Source organism: Paenibacillus sp. CMM36 (assembly GCF_053570945.1).
Map to the genome: position 1 here is coordinate 92973 of NZ_JBSEDY010000004.1, position 14741 is coordinate 107713.

The 14741-nt window shown below is 33.3% G+C and carries 25 protein-coding genes; all 25 read right to left on the minus strand.

What is annotated here, in order from left to right; all coding sequences use genetic code 11:
- Positions 1 to 7: 7 nt before the first annotated feature.
- The 25 genes from ACWA2B_RS10100 to ACWA2B_RS10220 all read right to left on the minus strand — a co-directional run bounded on the left by ACWA2B_RS10100 (position 8) and on the right by ACWA2B_RS10220 (position 14738).
- Positions 8 to 397, minus strand: a complete 390-nt coding sequence (locus ACWA2B_RS10100) for a hypothetical protein (protein WP_449292025.1) — start codon at positions 395 to 397, stop codon at positions 8 to 10.
- 55 nt (positions 398 to 452) lie between these two features.
- On the minus strand, positions 453 to 641 hold the full coding sequence (locus ACWA2B_RS10105) for a hypothetical protein (protein WP_449292026.1): 189 nt from the start codon (positions 639 to 641) through the stop codon (positions 453 to 455).
- A gap of 37 nt (positions 642 to 678) precedes the next feature.
- A complete protein-coding gene (locus ACWA2B_RS10110; protein ID WP_449292027.1) occupies positions 679 to 1101 on the minus strand; it encodes a hypothetical protein in 423 nt (140 codons plus the stop codon).
- 18 nt (positions 1102 to 1119) lie between these two features.
- On the minus strand, positions 1120 to 1401 hold the full coding sequence (locus tag ACWA2B_RS10115; RefSeq protein ID WP_449292028.1) for a hypothetical protein: 282 nt from the start codon (positions 1399 to 1401) through the stop codon (positions 1120 to 1122).
- 187 nt (positions 1402 to 1588) lie between these two features.
- On the minus strand, positions 1589 to 1900 hold the full coding sequence (locus ACWA2B_RS10120) for a hypothetical protein (protein WP_449292029.1): 312 nt from the start codon (positions 1898 to 1900) through the stop codon (positions 1589 to 1591).
- 36 nt (positions 1901 to 1936) lie between these two features.
- Positions 1937 to 2131, minus strand: coding sequence for a hypothetical protein (locus tag ACWA2B_RS10125; RefSeq protein WP_449292030.1), 195 nt, complete (start codon positions 2129 to 2131; stop codon positions 1937 to 1939).
- A 314-nt stretch (positions 2132 to 2445) separates the two neighbouring features.
- On the minus strand, positions 2446 to 2667 hold the full coding sequence (locus ACWA2B_RS10130) for a hypothetical protein (protein ID WP_449292031.1): 222 nt from the start codon (positions 2665 to 2667) through the stop codon (positions 2446 to 2448).
- A 32-nt stretch (positions 2668 to 2699) separates the two neighbouring features.
- On the minus strand, positions 2700 to 4175 hold the full coding sequence (locus ACWA2B_RS10135; protein WP_449292032.1) for a DHH family phosphoesterase: 1476 nt from the start codon (positions 4173 to 4175) through the stop codon (positions 2700 to 2702).
- A 338-nt stretch (positions 4176 to 4513) separates the two neighbouring features.
- Positions 4514 to 4687 (minus strand): hypothetical protein, encoded by a 174-nt coding sequence (locus ACWA2B_RS10140; RefSeq protein WP_449292033.1) that lies wholly within the window; start codon positions 4685 to 4687, stop codon positions 4514 to 4516.
- A gap of 4 nt (positions 4688 to 4691) precedes the next feature.
- Positions 4692 to 4958 (minus strand): hypothetical protein, encoded by a 267-nt coding sequence (locus ACWA2B_RS10145; RefSeq protein WP_449292034.1) that lies wholly within the window; start codon positions 4956 to 4958, stop codon positions 4692 to 4694.
- 22 nt (positions 4959 to 4980) lie between these two features.
- Positions 4981 to 5148 (minus strand): hypothetical protein, encoded by a 168-nt coding sequence (locus ACWA2B_RS10150; protein WP_449292035.1) that lies wholly within the window; start codon positions 5146 to 5148, stop codon positions 4981 to 4983.
- Positions 5149 to 5208: 60 nt separating this feature from the next.
- The gene (locus ACWA2B_RS10155) at positions 5209 to 5691 is read right to left on the minus strand and encodes a hypothetical protein (RefSeq protein ID WP_449292036.1); all 483 of its coding nucleotides are present in this window, start codon (positions 5689 to 5691) and stop codon (positions 5209 to 5211) included.
- Between the two features lie 61 nt (positions 5692 to 5752).
- Positions 5753 to 6304, minus strand: a complete 552-nt coding sequence (locus ACWA2B_RS10160) for a hypothetical protein (protein ID WP_449292037.1) — start codon at positions 6302 to 6304, stop codon at positions 5753 to 5755.
- A gap of 17 nt (positions 6305 to 6321) precedes the next feature.
- Positions 6322 to 6558: a hypothetical protein gene (locus ACWA2B_RS10165; protein ID WP_449292038.1), complete on the minus strand. Its 237-nt coding sequence runs from the start codon at positions 6556 to 6558 to the stop codon at positions 6322 to 6324.
- A gap of 48 nt (positions 6559 to 6606) precedes the next feature.
- The gene (locus ACWA2B_RS10170; protein ID WP_449292039.1) at positions 6607 to 6888 is read right to left on the minus strand and encodes a hypothetical protein; all 282 of its coding nucleotides are present in this window, start codon (positions 6886 to 6888) and stop codon (positions 6607 to 6609) included.
- A 47-nt stretch (positions 6889 to 6935) separates the two neighbouring features.
- Complete coding sequence (locus ACWA2B_RS10175) at positions 6936 to 7325, minus strand: hypothetical protein (RefSeq protein WP_449292040.1); 390 nt, start codon at positions 7323 to 7325, stop codon at positions 6936 to 6938.
- Positions 7326 to 7338: 13 nt separating this feature from the next.
- Entirely contained in the window at positions 7339 to 7695 is a 357-nt protein-coding gene (locus ACWA2B_RS10180) for a hypothetical protein (protein WP_449292041.1), read from the minus strand.
- Positions 7696 to 7755: 60 nt separating this feature from the next.
- Positions 7756 to 8097, minus strand: coding sequence for a hypothetical protein (locus ACWA2B_RS10185; RefSeq protein ID WP_449292042.1), 342 nt, complete (start codon positions 8095 to 8097; stop codon positions 7756 to 7758).
- A gap of 512 nt (positions 8098 to 8609) precedes the next feature.
- A complete protein-coding gene (locus ACWA2B_RS10190) occupies positions 8610 to 9557 on the minus strand; it encodes a hypothetical protein (RefSeq protein ID WP_449292043.1) in 948 nt (315 codons plus the stop codon).
- A gap of 108 nt (positions 9558 to 9665) precedes the next feature.
- Positions 9666 to 11219: a hypothetical protein gene (locus ACWA2B_RS10195; protein ID WP_449292044.1), complete on the minus strand. Its 1554-nt coding sequence runs from the start codon at positions 11217 to 11219 to the stop codon at positions 9666 to 9668.
- Entirely contained in the window at positions 11212 to 11820 is a 609-nt protein-coding gene (locus ACWA2B_RS10200) for a hypothetical protein (protein ID WP_449292045.1), read from the minus strand. The genes ACWA2B_RS10195 and ACWA2B_RS10200 overlap by 8 nt, the downstream gene beginning before the upstream one ends.
- Before the next feature lie 14 nt (positions 11821 to 11834).
- Complete coding sequence (locus tag ACWA2B_RS10205) at positions 11835 to 12668, minus strand: ATP-dependent DNA ligase (protein WP_449292046.1); 834 nt, start codon at positions 12666 to 12668, stop codon at positions 11835 to 11837.
- 75 nt (positions 12669 to 12743) lie between these two features.
- Positions 12744 to 13922 carry a hypothetical protein gene (locus ACWA2B_RS10210; RefSeq protein ID WP_449292047.1) on the minus strand — a complete coding sequence of 393 codons (1179 nt, stop codon included), beginning with the start codon at positions 13920 to 13922 and terminating at the stop codon, positions 12744 to 12746.
- A gap of 76 nt (positions 13923 to 13998) precedes the next feature.
- Entirely contained in the window at positions 13999 to 14268 is a 270-nt protein-coding gene (locus ACWA2B_RS10215; protein WP_449292048.1) for a hypothetical protein, read from the minus strand.
- A gap of 212 nt (positions 14269 to 14480) precedes the next feature.
- Positions 14481 to 14738 (minus strand): hypothetical protein, encoded by a 258-nt coding sequence (locus ACWA2B_RS10220; protein ID WP_449292049.1) that lies wholly within the window; start codon positions 14736 to 14738, stop codon positions 14481 to 14483.
- Positions 14739 to 14741: the final 3 nt, after the last annotated feature.

A 14741-nucleotide genomic window follows, 5' to 3' on the forward strand; every position in this document is an offset into this window, starting at 1 on the left:
TTTTATTTTATTTGCTTAAACAAACTTCAATATTAATACCTGTTTCTTTGGCAGTTTGTAATACTTCATACCCTACATTTTCTTTTACGACTTCCCATCCATACACTGTTGCTCCATAATACAAATCACTTAACTCAGCATCCTCATCAAACATATCACCATGCAATCTAATCATCCTATCTCTGAAACTCTCTTGAGTTACAATGCTAAAGTCATTGTCGTAAATATTGAACACTTCATTGTCTTTTTCTTTGTATTTGTAGCTATTAAATATACTGCCCCAGACTTCAGACGATGGCTCTGATTTTATCCATTCATATACTTCGCTGTCTGAATTTGCAGTGAGATAAGTAAGAATACCCTTTTGACTATCTTTCTGTGAAAAATGCTCAAACATAATTTTATATGATTCATTTCTCTGCTCCTTTGTCTATGTAAAATACGCCTTTGATTTAGATAACTTTCTTAAAAGCTTCTATTACTCTTTGGAACTCTTCTTTGGTCATTCTTACTGACGCACTATCATCCTCTCCGCCTTCAAGCACTAACTCATAAGTCCCATTATCGTATGCTCCCACAATCAACATAGGAGAATGAGTTTCTTGAAATTCAACTACTTCTTCTTTTATCCAATCCACCATATCAACACTCTCCCTCCATGATAAAATCTCACTTTGATTAAGATTCAGATGATAACCTTTCAAACTCATTATCTGCTAACTTTGCATTATTTAAGTGTTCAATGCTATCTACTCCACTAAACCAAGTAAAAAAGCATTCTTTTCCTATATACCATTTCACCATTGACGATCCTAGCTCTCTCCAGTGTGCACCATGAGACAACCATTTTTCTGTTAGAATTGAATAGGCTATTGCCGCTGCTAGATGTTCTTCTTCCCACAGTTGCCTGCTAGTTTCTGTCTTCTTATATCGTGAAATCAAATTAGTTAATGCTATTATTCTATCTTCCCTAAATGGTGCGTTATGGGTCTTATGTAGATATTCTAGAAATTGCTCTGCCTCTTCAATGGTTAGGTTGCTATCCAAATATTTTCCTTGTAACTCCTTAATATCTACAATAATTTTGACTCCCTTTCTCAAGTAAAATATATCTTTTACCTAAAAAACAAGACAGTAGAACATGTACCCGAAATATACAACCCATACAAAGTTTTTGAGAAACGATTTTAGAGTCTGTTTATATTCTTTTTGCATATTTTCTCTTGCTTCGAGCAGCTCATTGTCATTCATGCTCTTATAGGGTTTCTTCTTTTTGCCTGTAATAAATGAAATGATCAAATAAAGAATGATTAGAATGCTTGGATACTTGTAAATGTCGTACCCAATTGCGTTAATCAAATAAATAATTTCAATAACCGCCAACATGAATAGAATAAACATAGGGAAGCATCCCTTTTTTGCAAATTCGAGATTAATCTTCTGTCTATCTTCGCCCTGTGCCTCTCTAATGCTAATCAATTCTAAATTTCTATATGCTGTGTAGAAAATACTACCTTTAATCATTCCATAAAAATTAATTGCAAAGAAAACAATTGTCCAAAAAATCATATGTATTTAAATTCTCCTTTTATTTATTCTTTAAAAAACTAATTGTTGTAGGATATCTTGTATCACAATCTTTCCGAACTCTTTGAATTTGATTCCAGAAATTTGATTCTTCAGATAGCTTTCTGCTTTTCAAATTTTCTAAATCGTATATCTCCCGGTCAATCTTTACCCGATCCTTGCGTAGCTTCTCCAAACGTTTGGTGATATCAAGATAATTTATATCATTTAACACGATGAAACGTTCCTCCTTTTCTATCATTTCTGTGATTAAATCCATGATTGTATCTGGTTTTCCTGATCTCCTAGGTAGACAGATATACTTTAAGCTCATACCTCCCATCTCACCTATATAAGTAAAAGCATTATTTTACTTATTATTCTCACTTCTTTTTCCATCAGTGAATCCAGCACGATATTCTGATTCTAGGCAGTTTATTAAAATATCCGCTTCAAGTTCTGTTTTCAAAGGCATAGGAATTCTATAATCTCGATTGCGAATGCCTTCCATATAAACATAATAGTAATCAATATCTTTTTTAATCGCATATCTTTTCTTGATCATATTTTTCTTCTTCTCCTCTTACTGTAAAGCTTGCATTTGATCGTAATTTTTATTCACAATTCTTTACTTTTTAAATTGTTCTACAGCCTTTGTGATACTGTTTACCTCTATACTTAAATCTCGCAATAAACGTTTTAATAAGAAGCAACCCTTCGTTAACTCTCTCGACAACTATTACTCCAAATTTAGTCTTCCAGCTAATCTTTCCCACAATATTAGGAATGGCAGCCACCTCTTTAATGAGGCGACCCACTCCAACATTACTTTGTTCACATCTTGTTCTGGCATGATCGGACACTTTAATACGCATAAAATCACCGTTTTACAGACTTACGATTCTTGCGTTGTACTGCAAATTTCGTGAGCGTTGCCCCTTCTTTTTGACCATTTACGGCCGGTTTAACAAATTGAAACTTAAATCCCTGTTTGGCTGCGATTCGTTTTGCTTCTTTTACTGCACCAAGATAGTCAGTTGGCAGGTTGTTGATTACCACGCTTTTGTTTTGTGTGTTTACTGCGATTCCGTAAAATTTCATATGTATATTTCTCCGTTCTTATATGTATTATTTTATTTTGTTTCTCTATATTCTTCTATAAATAACTGGAGTGTTTTAGTTACTTTGAATTTTGGTCTATAAACTTTCCATACATTTATATTTAACGTTCCAATGGCTTCAATCTCACTAAAGACTGGCACATTCTTGTAGAATTCTTCGTCTGTTTTGAATTTCATCAACTGAAGCTTATCGCAATCAATTTTAACTGTGTTGTTAGACTTACCCATCAATTTTTTATCTGATGCAAATAACCCTTTGATAAGGAAATACCCTTGTTTAAATTTGTTGCCTGTGATCCGATAGAATTCAGAAAGATAGTTAACTAGGTTTTCGTTTACCTGATTAATATCAAATTCAAGGTCATAATATAATGAATTATCTGCAACAAAATCCTGAAGTTTTTCGTTAAGCTCTTGACGTAATACTTCAATGTCTTTTTTTAACAATTGAAGTCCACCAGCTCCATCATGTCCACCTGTATAAATAACATTTTTGCAATCGCCAAGCATATCCAACATTGAGAAATCTTCTAAACCTCGAAAACTTCCTGCATGTGTATCTTCATTGTCTCCATTCCCAAGTACAATTGCTGGCCTATTATATGTTCTAGATAGTTCTTGCGCTACCAGCCCATTCATCCCTTTCCCTAGTGTCGGGTCAAAGACAATAACAACTTTGTCGTTTTCATTTACTAAGGGCTTCAATCTAATCAATGCTTCAGCTTGTATTGTTTTGCGCCTCTCGTTTAGTCTAATCAAATCTTTAATCAACACTTTAATCTCTGGACTGTCCTCGTCACTCATCAGAAAATCTATAGCCAACTGAATATTATCTGCTCTCGTAGCAGCCGTAACGGCAGGACTTACGCCATAAAGAAAATCTGTAGCTGAAAGGTTATTTAAATCAAAGTTCATAGCTGTAAATAACGCTTTTAATCCTGCATGACGTAATCCTTTGAGTGACAAATTTGCATAATACCTATTTTCCATTTCCATCATGGACATCATATCTGCCATTAAAGCGAATCCCGGTAAATCAGATAGTTGATTTGCATAATGTGTATCCATGTAATCATCAATTGCCTCACAAACTTTGAACACAAGCAGTCCACCACAAGCATTTTTATTTGGATACTTACAATCTGCCAACTGAGGATTCACTATGATCGCATAAGGATTATCATTGGTAATAGCATGATGATCAATAATTAAACAGTCAATTCCTTTATCCACTAAAGCCCTCATTGATTCCGTGTCATTACTTGAACTATCTACAGCAATAAACAGCTTTGTGTGGTCAGTAATTTGATCAATCAAATTATTAATCGAGTGACCTTCACTTCTTTCATTACATACATAGTGAACATCGTCAGTAAAATTTTTAAGGTACTTGTACAGTAATACTAGTGATGTTACTCCGTCATAATCGGGATCTCCAGATATCGTGATTGTTTCATGATTTCTAATTGCTAGTATAATTCGCGTCACTAATGCATCAATATTTTTAAGTAAATACGAATCACATATTACATTTGATAAAGGATTTAAAAATTGATCAATATCCTCAATTCCATTAATCTTAGCGAGTTTACTATATGTATTGTCATAAGGTTCAAATGGAATTTGGGGTTGCTTCTGTTTCCAAACTATGGTTAAATCACTCCTTTTTCTAAGCTATTGAATGCTTATTTTGAATTTTTCAGGTAGTGTAATATTAAGGTTGTTGTTAATTGCTTTCATAAAACTATAAGTGAGATACCTATTTTCTCTTCCTGTCTGTTTATTTATGATTTTGATATTCACCATATCAATCACTCCAGTTCAGGTTAGTTTAGTCCTAAGTATTCCAACATTTCTTTCTTCTCTACCTCACTAAAATTCTTCCATGCAGCCTGTAACTCCAACATAATACAGTTAAACTCACGCCAATTACCCTCGCTGTTTTTTGTGACAATCCCATACCCATTCAGCATTACATCTAAAGTTTCTATTCTAATCACCTCCTTATTTTGATACGGATATTACATGTGGGATTCCTCGTTGCTTGTCCTTTATAAATACATCATTCGTATCCAAGTTAACAATCTGATAATCTCTGTACATATCCACGTACCACCACAACACATAAGAAACGTGTTCCAATAAACTCCACTTGGTAGCCTCTTCAATGGTATTAACGTTTTCATAAGGATGATCAATACCTGAATCTACATGTACTAGGTATTTTTCTGTGGCTGTATCTTGAATTACAAATCTATATGATTCTGTCATTGCTATTCCTCCACATGTATAGTTAATCCTTAATAATATTTAAAAATCTAAGACCTAAAATAAAGTCTCCATGATTAACATTGGTTTCGGTAGTTGTCCATTCTGTTTCATATCCATGAGCCATTAATATAGATTTAATTTCATTTATAAATAATTCTTGTCCGTCTTCGTCATTACGATTAAAATTCATATAATCCACCCTTATAAAATAGTAGTTTTACTTTGATTTCTCACTTGTATTACAGATTTATCAAGACACTTTTCTATACTCTTCTTCCGTGATTTGAACTATCGAACCTTCTGTTCTCTTTTCCAAATCAAAATTTGCTTCACAGTATATCTCACCCTCATAGATTTTAAATTTCCCTATGTTTTCTCCAAGATGTCGAATTACAATATCACAAAAATAAATGTAAATTAAACTTTCATATTTTTCCAATCCAGCTTCTTTAATAATTTCTTTATATGCAGCTTCGATTTCTTTTCCTTTCTTTGTATTACTTTTTAAAGTTCCATTTTCTTTAAAAATCTTCTTGTTTTCTTCTTTTTTCAGTTGTGAATATTCAACTTGAAGATGTTTTGGAGTTTGAACCATTAAATCAATTTCTTCATCAAGCAATTCGCTAACTTTGGCATAAATAGGTTTCCATTTTAGTATTGTAGCTAAGTGCTGTTTTACTAATTCATAGTATTTTGTTCCTTGTTTAATCTTGAAATATTGTATTTTATTCATTTTAATTTCTCCTCTTATTATGTAGTATTATTTTTTCATCTTAATAAAATCTTTTTTATTGTTAGTTGATTAACTTCCAGTACCCACGATCAATATGTTCTTTCACCGTATCAATATGGCAATAATGAACATCGGATGAAAAAGAAGTTGCAGTTACAATATATCCTTTACCGCCTTCTTTAATTGCAATAAATTTCCCACCAGCTACACTGTTAAAGTAAAATGAATCTTTTAGCTCAATTTCATTTTTGATGTTGGTATTATTTTTGTTTGTTAACTCATTAAGCTCTTTAATCAAAATCGATATCGCTTCATTATGCTGTGAAATCAATGAATTTAGCTCGATTTTTCTGTAGCTTATTTGTTGCATCAATTCGCTAATCCGTTTTTCTTTCTCTACTCGTTCTACATGGTTCTTGGTATCTACCTTGGATACGATCCATCTTGTAGGCTTAGCCCCTTGAACAGAGTTAGTCACTTTTAGTACTCTTCCTGTTTCATATCCTTTTTGAGTATCGCAAACAACTAGATCATTTTTATTTAACTCAATATCAGTAAAGAATGCGTATGGCGTTGGACTCCCATTATGTTTTACAATTGCAATTTTAGTCATATGTATTATTCTCCTTTTTATCTGCTGTTTTTCTGAGACCAATTTTTGTATTCATCTGCTCTAATAGCAAAATAATCACCATTATGCTGAAAATATTTATAAGCAATAAGTTTATTAGCCGTGTTTTTTATATTCACTCTATCCCCCATAGTTACGGGAATCCATTGATACAGCTCATTTACTTCATCAAGCCAAGTTAAGAAGTTCTCCCATTCGAGCTTTGATACAGTTTGAAAGTCGTCTGATTTGAACAAATCATCACATCATTTCGTAAAAGTATATTTTTATCGTCAAAGAACTGTTTACTCTGCCAATTCAAGCTCAAATTTAACTTGATCATGCAATACCCACCCAGTTTCGTTTTGATTCACATTGTGACAATAATACCGATTAACTGGAATATCATCATCGCTTGCGGGAATAGTATCTAAAATCCACAACATATCTTCATTATCCCAATTGTAACAATCTAATTGATCATCTTTGACCCAGCAGATACCATCCAGAATCAATTGATTTTGATCGTTATATCGAATATTTGGTTTATGGATACTAACGCCTTGCTCACTGATTTCAGCAAACATTTTACCCTCCCCCTTTCTTAATAAAACTCTTCTTTTACAGCAATCTATCAATTGACCCGTTCAATCTTATATTCATTGATGAAATGTTCTAGGCTGCGCTTTTGCTCTTCAGTCAACATCAGCGAGTAATTTACCAATGTCTTTTCTTTCGGCAAAGGCTTATCGATCTCTCTAAATTTAACACTTGAGATAGATTCGACCCGATACAATCTATCCCCATATTCCTGCTTTGAACTTGTTATCTCTGCATTAATAGTTACGTGATAAAATTTATCTGCAATCTTGCAAATTAGAGTCGCTTCGTCTTCATAATATCCTTGTCCGCAATCAAAGTAGTCACTTGCATCTTCACTAAAATAAGATTCGATATCGCTTGGTTTGGTCAACCACTTCTTATCCTCAACCACACCATATTCATCAATCAAATACTGTTCCATATGTATTCTCCTTTTACCAATTAATTTTTTCTTTAGTTTTTTTATTTGTCTTCGGTAAGATCTGCTTTTTAACATATCTACAAACCAACCAATAACTTATTGGATTATTTATCAGCATACCCTTAGATTCAAATTTGATAATGTCGGCATAAAGATCACAGTCATTTTCCTCGTCTTTAAAACCTTTAGTGTGATTTAAGGGAGTCCAGCTGTATTTGTGAAAATTCTCTTTAAATTTTTTCACATTTCCAAAACCATAAGCATCTGTAAATTTCCTAGTCATCATAAGATGTGACATCCAAGGTATTTGTACCATAAAAACTAGTCCCATAATAATTACTACCATACCAACTATCTTGTCTGTACTCATTATCTCCTCCATTTTCAATTCTAAAATTATTGATAAAATTCAAATTTTACTATTTTGTTACTATTCATCTCTATATGAAACGATATTTACACCGACTACGTAATCAGAAATATCACATGCATCATACAGAAGTTCGTCTCCTTTTTCATTGTATAAAACATATTCCTCTGGATATCCTTCATCTGAAATCGTGGCAATGTGTCTTTCATTTAATTCATGTTTAATTGGATAGTAATCTCCATCCTCTATCATCTGAATTACCGAATCAATCACATCTCTTCCACGAATATTCCCTCCAATTTCAAGGATTGCTCTACCGCTATACCCATCCTCATCGAGTAAATCCACTTCAACTTGATGTACACTCCAAGTTGAGGGATCGTAGTTTTCTTCTTTATACATTTTGTTCAATCTCCTTTTTTAATAAAATCCAACTCTTAAGTGGTCACATTAGCAAGTTTGAGAGGTTGTTAGCTATGAATGTTCTACGACCAACCTCTACTATGTATCGAATTGTTATTTTATTCTATAGAATACTTTTCTGGAGCACATCATAAACGAACTCGATTCAAACCCTGCATCATTTACTATAAACAACTCAGCTTCACCTATACTACTAATGCTAGATTCCCACCTTCCTAAGACATATAACTCCCCCTCTGTTAAATCTAATCCCCCGCATAAATTCTTAGTGATAAAAACATGAGTTGCTATGCTTAAGTCCTCTGTCGGCTCTAAGCTGGCAAGTTGATGACTAGACATGTGACCATCCCTCTCTGTTTCATATTTTCATTATATTTATTTGTTTATTATAAGTCAACAGTTTTATTTCATTATTTATAGTTGTTTAAATAGTGTGTTTCAATGTATAAAAAAGGGAGGTTCTTACGCCTCCGATAAAAACTATATTTTACTCAGACTGGTATCTTGTATTTCTCTTCATTCATCAATTTCATAAAAAATTCTAATCCTTTATCAATTGGCGCATCCTTTTCTGCCAGTACATTTCTATTTCTATGTGCCAATATACAATAAACATTATCTCGTATAATAAATTTACTTGCTTCCTCTTTTAGATCGTTGGCACTTATGTTGTTATCGAATGCCAATATAACCTCTACGCCTAAACGCTCAAGCTTCAACACCTGCGTTTTACTTAACTCGTGTCCACCTACACTCACAGTGTGCTTAATGCCATAGCTCCATGCTTTCTGAACACTCTTCTCAGCTTCCCATACAATTACTCTGCCAGCCTTTTTTATGTGATCATATGTCTTATCTAAGCCATAAAGGATTTGGCTCTTTGGGGTTGGTATAGGGAACCAATATTTAGACGTTTTTAAAGTTTTATAATCAAGTGTAGTTCTTCCTTTGACTCCAACTAGCGCTCCCAGTTCATCTCTAATCGGTATGGTTATACAATTATCCCTAAGAGAATACCCGACTTCGAACAATCTCTGCGTATTGCAACTTATTCCTTCATCAAGAAATAATTTATTAGGGAAAGATATGTACGAATTCAGAATAGATTCATCTACTTTTCTTAGTGGTACTTCATCATAGATTTCGGTCTTTGGTTCTATTAAATCTAGAAACTGAAGGCATGGATCTATTTCTTTTTTTATATGCTTGTACTCAGCATAGTAACTATAACCGCAAACTTCACAAATATAATACATAGCCTTTGAAAAAGAGATGTCTTTATAATGTTGAACAAGTGTTATGATATCTGGATGCCCACTACCCAGTTTTGGAAGGGGGTTTGTGTAGCAATTTACAAGCAAAGTATCAGTGAAAACCTGAAGACTGGAAGGATTGTCTCCTCCCGGTCTTGTTGATCTTATTTCCCCATAACTAGACATCCTATCATTAATATGACAACCGAGAGATGTTAAAATATCTGCAACTTTATTGTCTCTTATTATGTTTTCTTTTAAAGTTTGAGCATCAATTTTATATCACCTCTCAAGTCATTCTTCTTTGTTAAGCGCCTTTTTCAAATCCTTAACTTGTTTTTCTGTTTTAAGCTTTTTGCTTTCTTTCTTGAGTTGCTTTAATTCTTTCTCGTTTTCAGATGGAACAAGATATCCTCTCTCAATCCATATATTTTTACCTTTATCAACCTCAAAACATAAAATGTCCTTATCTTTACCACCACGGTTTTTATCAATAACAACCATATAATAGTTTGTATGTATATCTAATTGAGTTGTAGATTGTCCAACAAACGGGTCATTAGGATTGAATATAACAAACTTATCGTATTGATCTCTAGGTATTGGTTTAGCCATCATTAGTGCATCGGCTACGTGCTTAATATGTTTACCGTTAGCAATGGCTTGGCTTGTCAGCATATCATTAAACAAGCTGTCGTCAGTCAATTGAAAAGTAGACCAAACAGGAATGTCTTCAGTGCTTGCTACCTCTTTGAGCATGTCGGCAGTTCTTACGAAAGTCATCCAATCATGATCAGGCGCTTTCATTGTGTCATATATAATTAACTGACAATTTCTTAATTTGTGCCTTTTAATTTGTCGCTTGAGTGTATTTTCGTCGTACTTATTTAATTCTAAAAAATAGATTTTACTGTTCTCTTTTATGTATCGAGCTGCTTCTTTAACAATCTCTTCTTCGTCCTCAGTCAAAGTTCCAGTTACAATTTTCGTTTCATCAATTCCGTCTATACCTTTTCTTTTCATTTGAATATCGAATCCAAATTCGGGATTGTTTAGGACGCTACTGATCTGCATACCCAACCATTCATTTTCATCCTGTTCATTCACAAGTACCAGCACAGGGATTTTCAGCTTAATTCCAAGATAACATGCTATTTTACTTGTAGTACGACTTTTGCCACATCCACTATGCATCCCAAAAAGGTTGAATTTCTTACCCCTAAGTCCACGCAATAGAGAATTGATTATCTCAAATGGAATTGGTATTCCTACGTCTGGAGTTAACTTCCATTCTTCAATCTTTTCAGGCATGTTATGTCCTAAAATAACACTGTCTTCTACTCCACCAATCACTGTACCAATAGTATTGATCTGGTACTCCATCCCTTTTATGATATCTTCGGTTCCAATCTTATCGAAATCTTTTCTATCCATTAACTTTTGAACCGGGAAACCTTTTCGTTCAAATTCTCTAAGCAGAGAAAACTTTTTAAGCTTCTCATAATAGCTGGGAAAATCATCTAAATCAACAATTCTTGTGATCCTATCTATATACGAGTAGCCCTTCAGATAGTCATACTTCTTTTTTCGTTCATCGTTCGAATTCATATAGATGTTTATTTTCACTTCATTAATTTCTGTTCCTGCATGTTGACTATATAGATCAAGTAATGAATCGTACATAAACCTAGCCGTTGGCTGATTAAAATCATACTTAGATTTAATCACTTCGCTATAATCTAAAAGTAAATCAGGATTTAAATAAAAGCTTCCCACCACTAACGTTTCAGTTGAAATGTCTTCGATTGTAGATATTACGTCAGAAATGTTATCGCCCTCCTCAGTCAAACAGTGTTGTAATGTCGATCTTCTGATCAGACTCATCATTTGATGTTACTTTGTTAATTTGAATCTGGTTAATCCTCTCGCGGACATTGCTCATTGATTCTACATGCTTACTCAATGCTTCAGACTCAACTTGGTTTCGCTTAGTTTGTCTACTTGCTCTAATGGAGTTCTCAATGTTGTTTTTAACTATTGCAAAACAATATTTCAGCTCAGCCATTATGGTTTTGAATTCTTTATTGCCTCTGGCCCATTCTATTTTTTCAGAGCAATAATCATATGTATCTCCAATAACTTTATACGTTACTCCTTGCTTATACTTCCTATCTAACTTACCAAACAACACAGAATCATTTCTCAAATCTTGAATGAACGGATAAAAAGATTTAGGCATAGATTGTCTGCTTTGCAGTTTATGTATCTTAACTATTGTGTCTGTCAGTGAGTCTAATTCCTCTTGTTCTTTTTGTTTAAATACTTTTTCTCGCTTCCATTTTTCATGACAGTATTCCTTATGATAATGCCGCTTATCTGTTTCTCTAACCATATCTGCTTTATGACCATATTGCCCACATACAGGACATTTCAATAATCGTTCAGCCAACTAATCACCTCCTTTTAAATTACGAATTTATCGAACACTGGCAGTCTCAACATATTGTTTTTGGTATAACCTCTATGTTTGACAATACATTTAATAGTAGGCTGGAGATATACCATATCACGCGTCTCTTTAGTTTTGAGTTGTTGAAAAACCTTATAACCTGCTTGTCTCTCTGCTTTTCCTACTCCCAGCTCCATTACCCCTAATACACGCTCTCCATCTGACAGTAACCATCCGAAATCTTCTTTTCTATAGCCAACAATAAAGAATTCATCAATTTCATAAGCAATTATTTTTCTCCATGCGGAAGATCTTTTGCCTATTTCATATTTAGAGCTAATTAGTTTTTGAACGGTTCCTTCTAACCCTTGCTGTTTCACCAAATCAAAATATTCTACACCTTTGCCAACAAGATACTTGGACTTTGAGTAGAAAGTATTTTCAATGAATGATTCATCAAGCAACTCCTTACGTTCAAGCAAAGGCAGCTTAGTTATATCCTTATTTTTATATTTAATGATATCAAACGCACAAGCAGTAACTTTATGCTTACTTTTATTTGATTTAAACCTCTCCATTACTGCCGAAAAATTGGGCTTACCATCTATGTCAGATACGATCAGTTCACAATCAATTATGCTGCCAGTAGGAATGGTTAACGAATCAATCAATTCTGGGAAGTTTGCAGTAATTTCATTATTGTGTCGCGTATACAATCTAGGTCGATCAATATTACTAACGATTAATCTTATTCCATCTAATTTTAACTCTGTTATATACTTATCATCATTATATGGTTTATTGCCCTCTGCGTACTCTAGAAGCATTGGAGATACAAACATATTCATCACCCATTTAACAGTATATCAAATGAGTATATACTCTTATAGCGGTAAGTTATGTATATCAGTAAAATTGAACTTTTACTCAAAAGGATCTTTGTTGTCTATCCATCCCTCATACTCTTCTTTAGGTACTTCACGTACTACAAAACACTTCTTAGCAAAAATCTTATAATCTTCTTTGTGGCTAAAGCCTTCGTATGGAATAATGACTTCAATTAAAACACCTTGATACGCATAATTAGACTCTTCTATCTCTGCACGTTCATTGAAATACAAATATTCATTATCTGGAGTTACCATTTGAGCGATTTTATATTCAAATTTCTTGTCCCAGTGACTAAAATAACGATCATCACGCTTATCAACAAACTTATAAAACTTACGAGATTCTATGTATTGTTTACCATCAAATTCTTCGACTTCTTCTGATTCTCTGCTGAACTTTTTGAGCACTCCTTTTGCAGAAAGCTTATATGTATAACCATTGATTTTTGTGATTTTGGGCGTTTCTTTTTCAATTAACTCAATAATATCATCTACGCTATTAAAGCTTATTTCTTCAGGTTTTTTGAAATATTCTTCACTTTGTGACAAGTCCGCAATTTTATCAATCACATTAGAAAGGCTAAACTCTTCTCCTTCATCCAAACTAATCAGCTTATCGTAATTAATCCCGTACATTCCACCTAAATGCTCTTTCAATTTCTCGATACTGTCAATTTCTAAGTCCATGCAGCGTAGGGCTATTCGTAAGAATTCGGGTTTCGAAATGTAATATCCCTTATCTTTATATTTTTGAACTCTCAACAGTGATACAATTGGGAAGGCTGTATCTTTATTAAATCTAAGCTGTCTCTGTGCATTATGCTTAAGGAAGTCTTTATGTAGGATAAATTCTTCAGTTTTAAAATCATATGCTCCCATACAAATCGTAAAGTCAAAACTGTCAAATATCTGTTTAGCATTCTCAAAGTACTTAAAATGAATTAGCTGTACTTCTTTATCGTCTACTTTTACTAGTAACGCCTTTTTAGTCAATGCATGAACCCAATCACCACTGTCTTCATAAATCCTCTCGACTAATTCCACCAATGAGGCTTCACTTCGAAAATACAAATCGATATCGTTGATCGGATTTCCACTAAACAGACTTGTTATAGTTCCTCCTGCAACAAACACCTCATGCTCCTTTAGTGTATTTACAAGATGACTTCCTAAGATATCGTACAACTTGTTCTTTTCAAAAGTATGTTCCATTCAATATCTCCTCTATGTATTTGAATTATCTCACATATTAATAATACCACATTTCATTATTTTTGTATATTTAATATTATTTTATTACTACTTCCATATCCAAAGCAACAACTAGCGTCATCAGAAAATCAAAACTTGGTACGTATTTGTTTTCTTCCATCTGAGTAATTTTAGTGACTTCCACTTTTGCAAGATCAGCCAGCTCGTCAATATTTATGTTATTGTCTTTACGTTTTTTTACGATTGCATTTGTCAATTTTGCTTTCATTGCAATTTCTTTTTTCTCATTTTCCGACTTGTAGTTTAACTTGCTCTTCAAATTTGCCCACGTTTTAAACTGTTCCATATGTATTTCCTCCTTATCGTACAACCCTTTTAATATAATCATGATAACTACCCAATTCTTTTAACCTTTCTCTTGCTGCATCTTCAGTTGAATAAACACTGTCGATTATGCTGATTTGATATGATTTGGTTTCATAATCGAAAGAATCTTTTTTTACAACAATAAATACATTCAGAATATCACCTCCCTATTTTAATCAAATCAACCTTTTACTATCCTTGTTCTTTTGTTTCTTTTAATTCACCATTTGTTTCTTTTTGTTCATTCTGATTTCTTTGATTAGATTTCGCTTTAATCCATTCGAAAAACTGTCGTGACTGCCCCAAAGTGTAACACTCTAAAAACTGTTCTGAAGTTATTGTCAACGTTTCATTTAAATACTCTTCTAGCTCACCGATAGAGGCATAAAAATAAAATTCACTGTATTGATTACTGGTAAGCAGCTTAATCTTATACTCTTGTTCGCTCATTGA

Excerpts from the sequence above, each read along its gene's own strand:
- ACWA2B_RS10100 (WP_449292025.1), bottom strand. The coding sequence starts at position 397 with ATGTTTGAGCATTTTTCACAGAAAGATAGTCAAAAGGGTATTCTTACT.
- ACWA2B_RS10105 (WP_449292026.1), bottom strand. The coding sequence starts at position 641 with ATGGTGGATTGGATAAAAGAAGAAGTAGTTGAATTTCAAGAAACTCAT.
- ACWA2B_RS10115 (WP_449292028.1), bottom strand. The coding sequence starts at position 1,401 with ATGTTTATTCTATTCATGTTGGCGGTTATTGAAATTATTTATTTGATT.
- ACWA2B_RS10120 (WP_449292029.1), bottom strand. The coding sequence starts at position 1,900 with ATGAGCTTAAAGTATATCTGTCTACCTAGGAGATCAGGAAAACCAGAT.
- ACWA2B_RS10125 (WP_449292030.1), bottom strand. The coding sequence starts at position 2,131 with ATGATCAAGAAAAGATATGCGATTAAAAAAGATATTGATTACTATTAT.
- ACWA2B_RS10130 (WP_449292031.1), bottom strand. The coding sequence starts at position 2,667 with ATGAAATTTTACGGAATCGCAGTAAACACACAAAACAAAAGCGTGGTA.
- ACWA2B_RS10145 (WP_449292034.1), bottom strand. The coding sequence starts at position 4,958 with ATGACAGAATCATATAGATTTGTAATTCAAGATACAGCCACAGAAAAA.
- ACWA2B_RS10150 (WP_449292035.1), bottom strand. The coding sequence starts at position 5,148 with ATGAATTTTAATCGTAATGACGAAGACGGACAAGAATTATTTATAAAT.
- ACWA2B_RS10155 (WP_449292036.1), bottom strand. The coding sequence starts at position 5,691 with ATGAATAAAATACAATATTTCAAGATTAAACAAGGAACAAAATACTAT.
- ACWA2B_RS10160 (WP_449292037.1), bottom strand. The coding sequence starts at position 6,304 with ATGACTAAAATTGCAATTGTAAAACATAATGGGAGTCCAACGCCATAC.
- ACWA2B_RS10170 (WP_449292039.1), bottom strand. The coding sequence starts at position 6,888 with ATGTTTGCTGAAATCAGTGAGCAAGGCGTTAGTATCCATAAACCAAAT.
- ACWA2B_RS10175 (WP_449292040.1), bottom strand. The coding sequence starts at position 7,325 with ATGGAACAGTATTTGATTGATGAATATGGTGTGGTTGAGGATAAGAAG.
- ACWA2B_RS10180 (WP_449292041.1), bottom strand. The coding sequence starts at position 7,695 with ATGAGTACAGACAAGATAGTTGGTATGGTAGTAATTATTATGGGACTA.
- ACWA2B_RS10185 (WP_449292042.1), bottom strand. The coding sequence starts at position 8,097 with ATGTATAAAGAAGAAAACTACGATCCCTCAACTTGGAGTGTACATCAA.
- ACWA2B_RS10190 (WP_449292043.1), bottom strand. The coding sequence starts at position 9,557 with ATGTCTAGTTATGGGGAAATAAGATCAACAAGACCGGGAGGAGACAAT.
- ACWA2B_RS10205 (WP_449292046.1), bottom strand. The coding sequence starts at position 12,668 with ATGAATATGTTTGTATCTCCAATGCTTCTAGAGTACGCAGAGGGCAAT.
- ACWA2B_RS10210 (WP_449292047.1), bottom strand. The coding sequence starts at position 13,922 with ATGGAACATACTTTTGAAAAGAACAAGTTGTACGATATCTTAGGAAGT.
- ACWA2B_RS10215 (WP_449292048.1), bottom strand. The coding sequence starts at position 14,268 with ATGGAACAGTTTAAAACGTGGGCAAATTTGAAGAGCAAGTTAAACTAC.
- ACWA2B_RS10220 (WP_449292049.1), bottom strand. The coding sequence starts at position 14,738 with ATGAGCGAACAAGAGTATAAGATTAAGCTGCTTACCAGTAATCAATAC.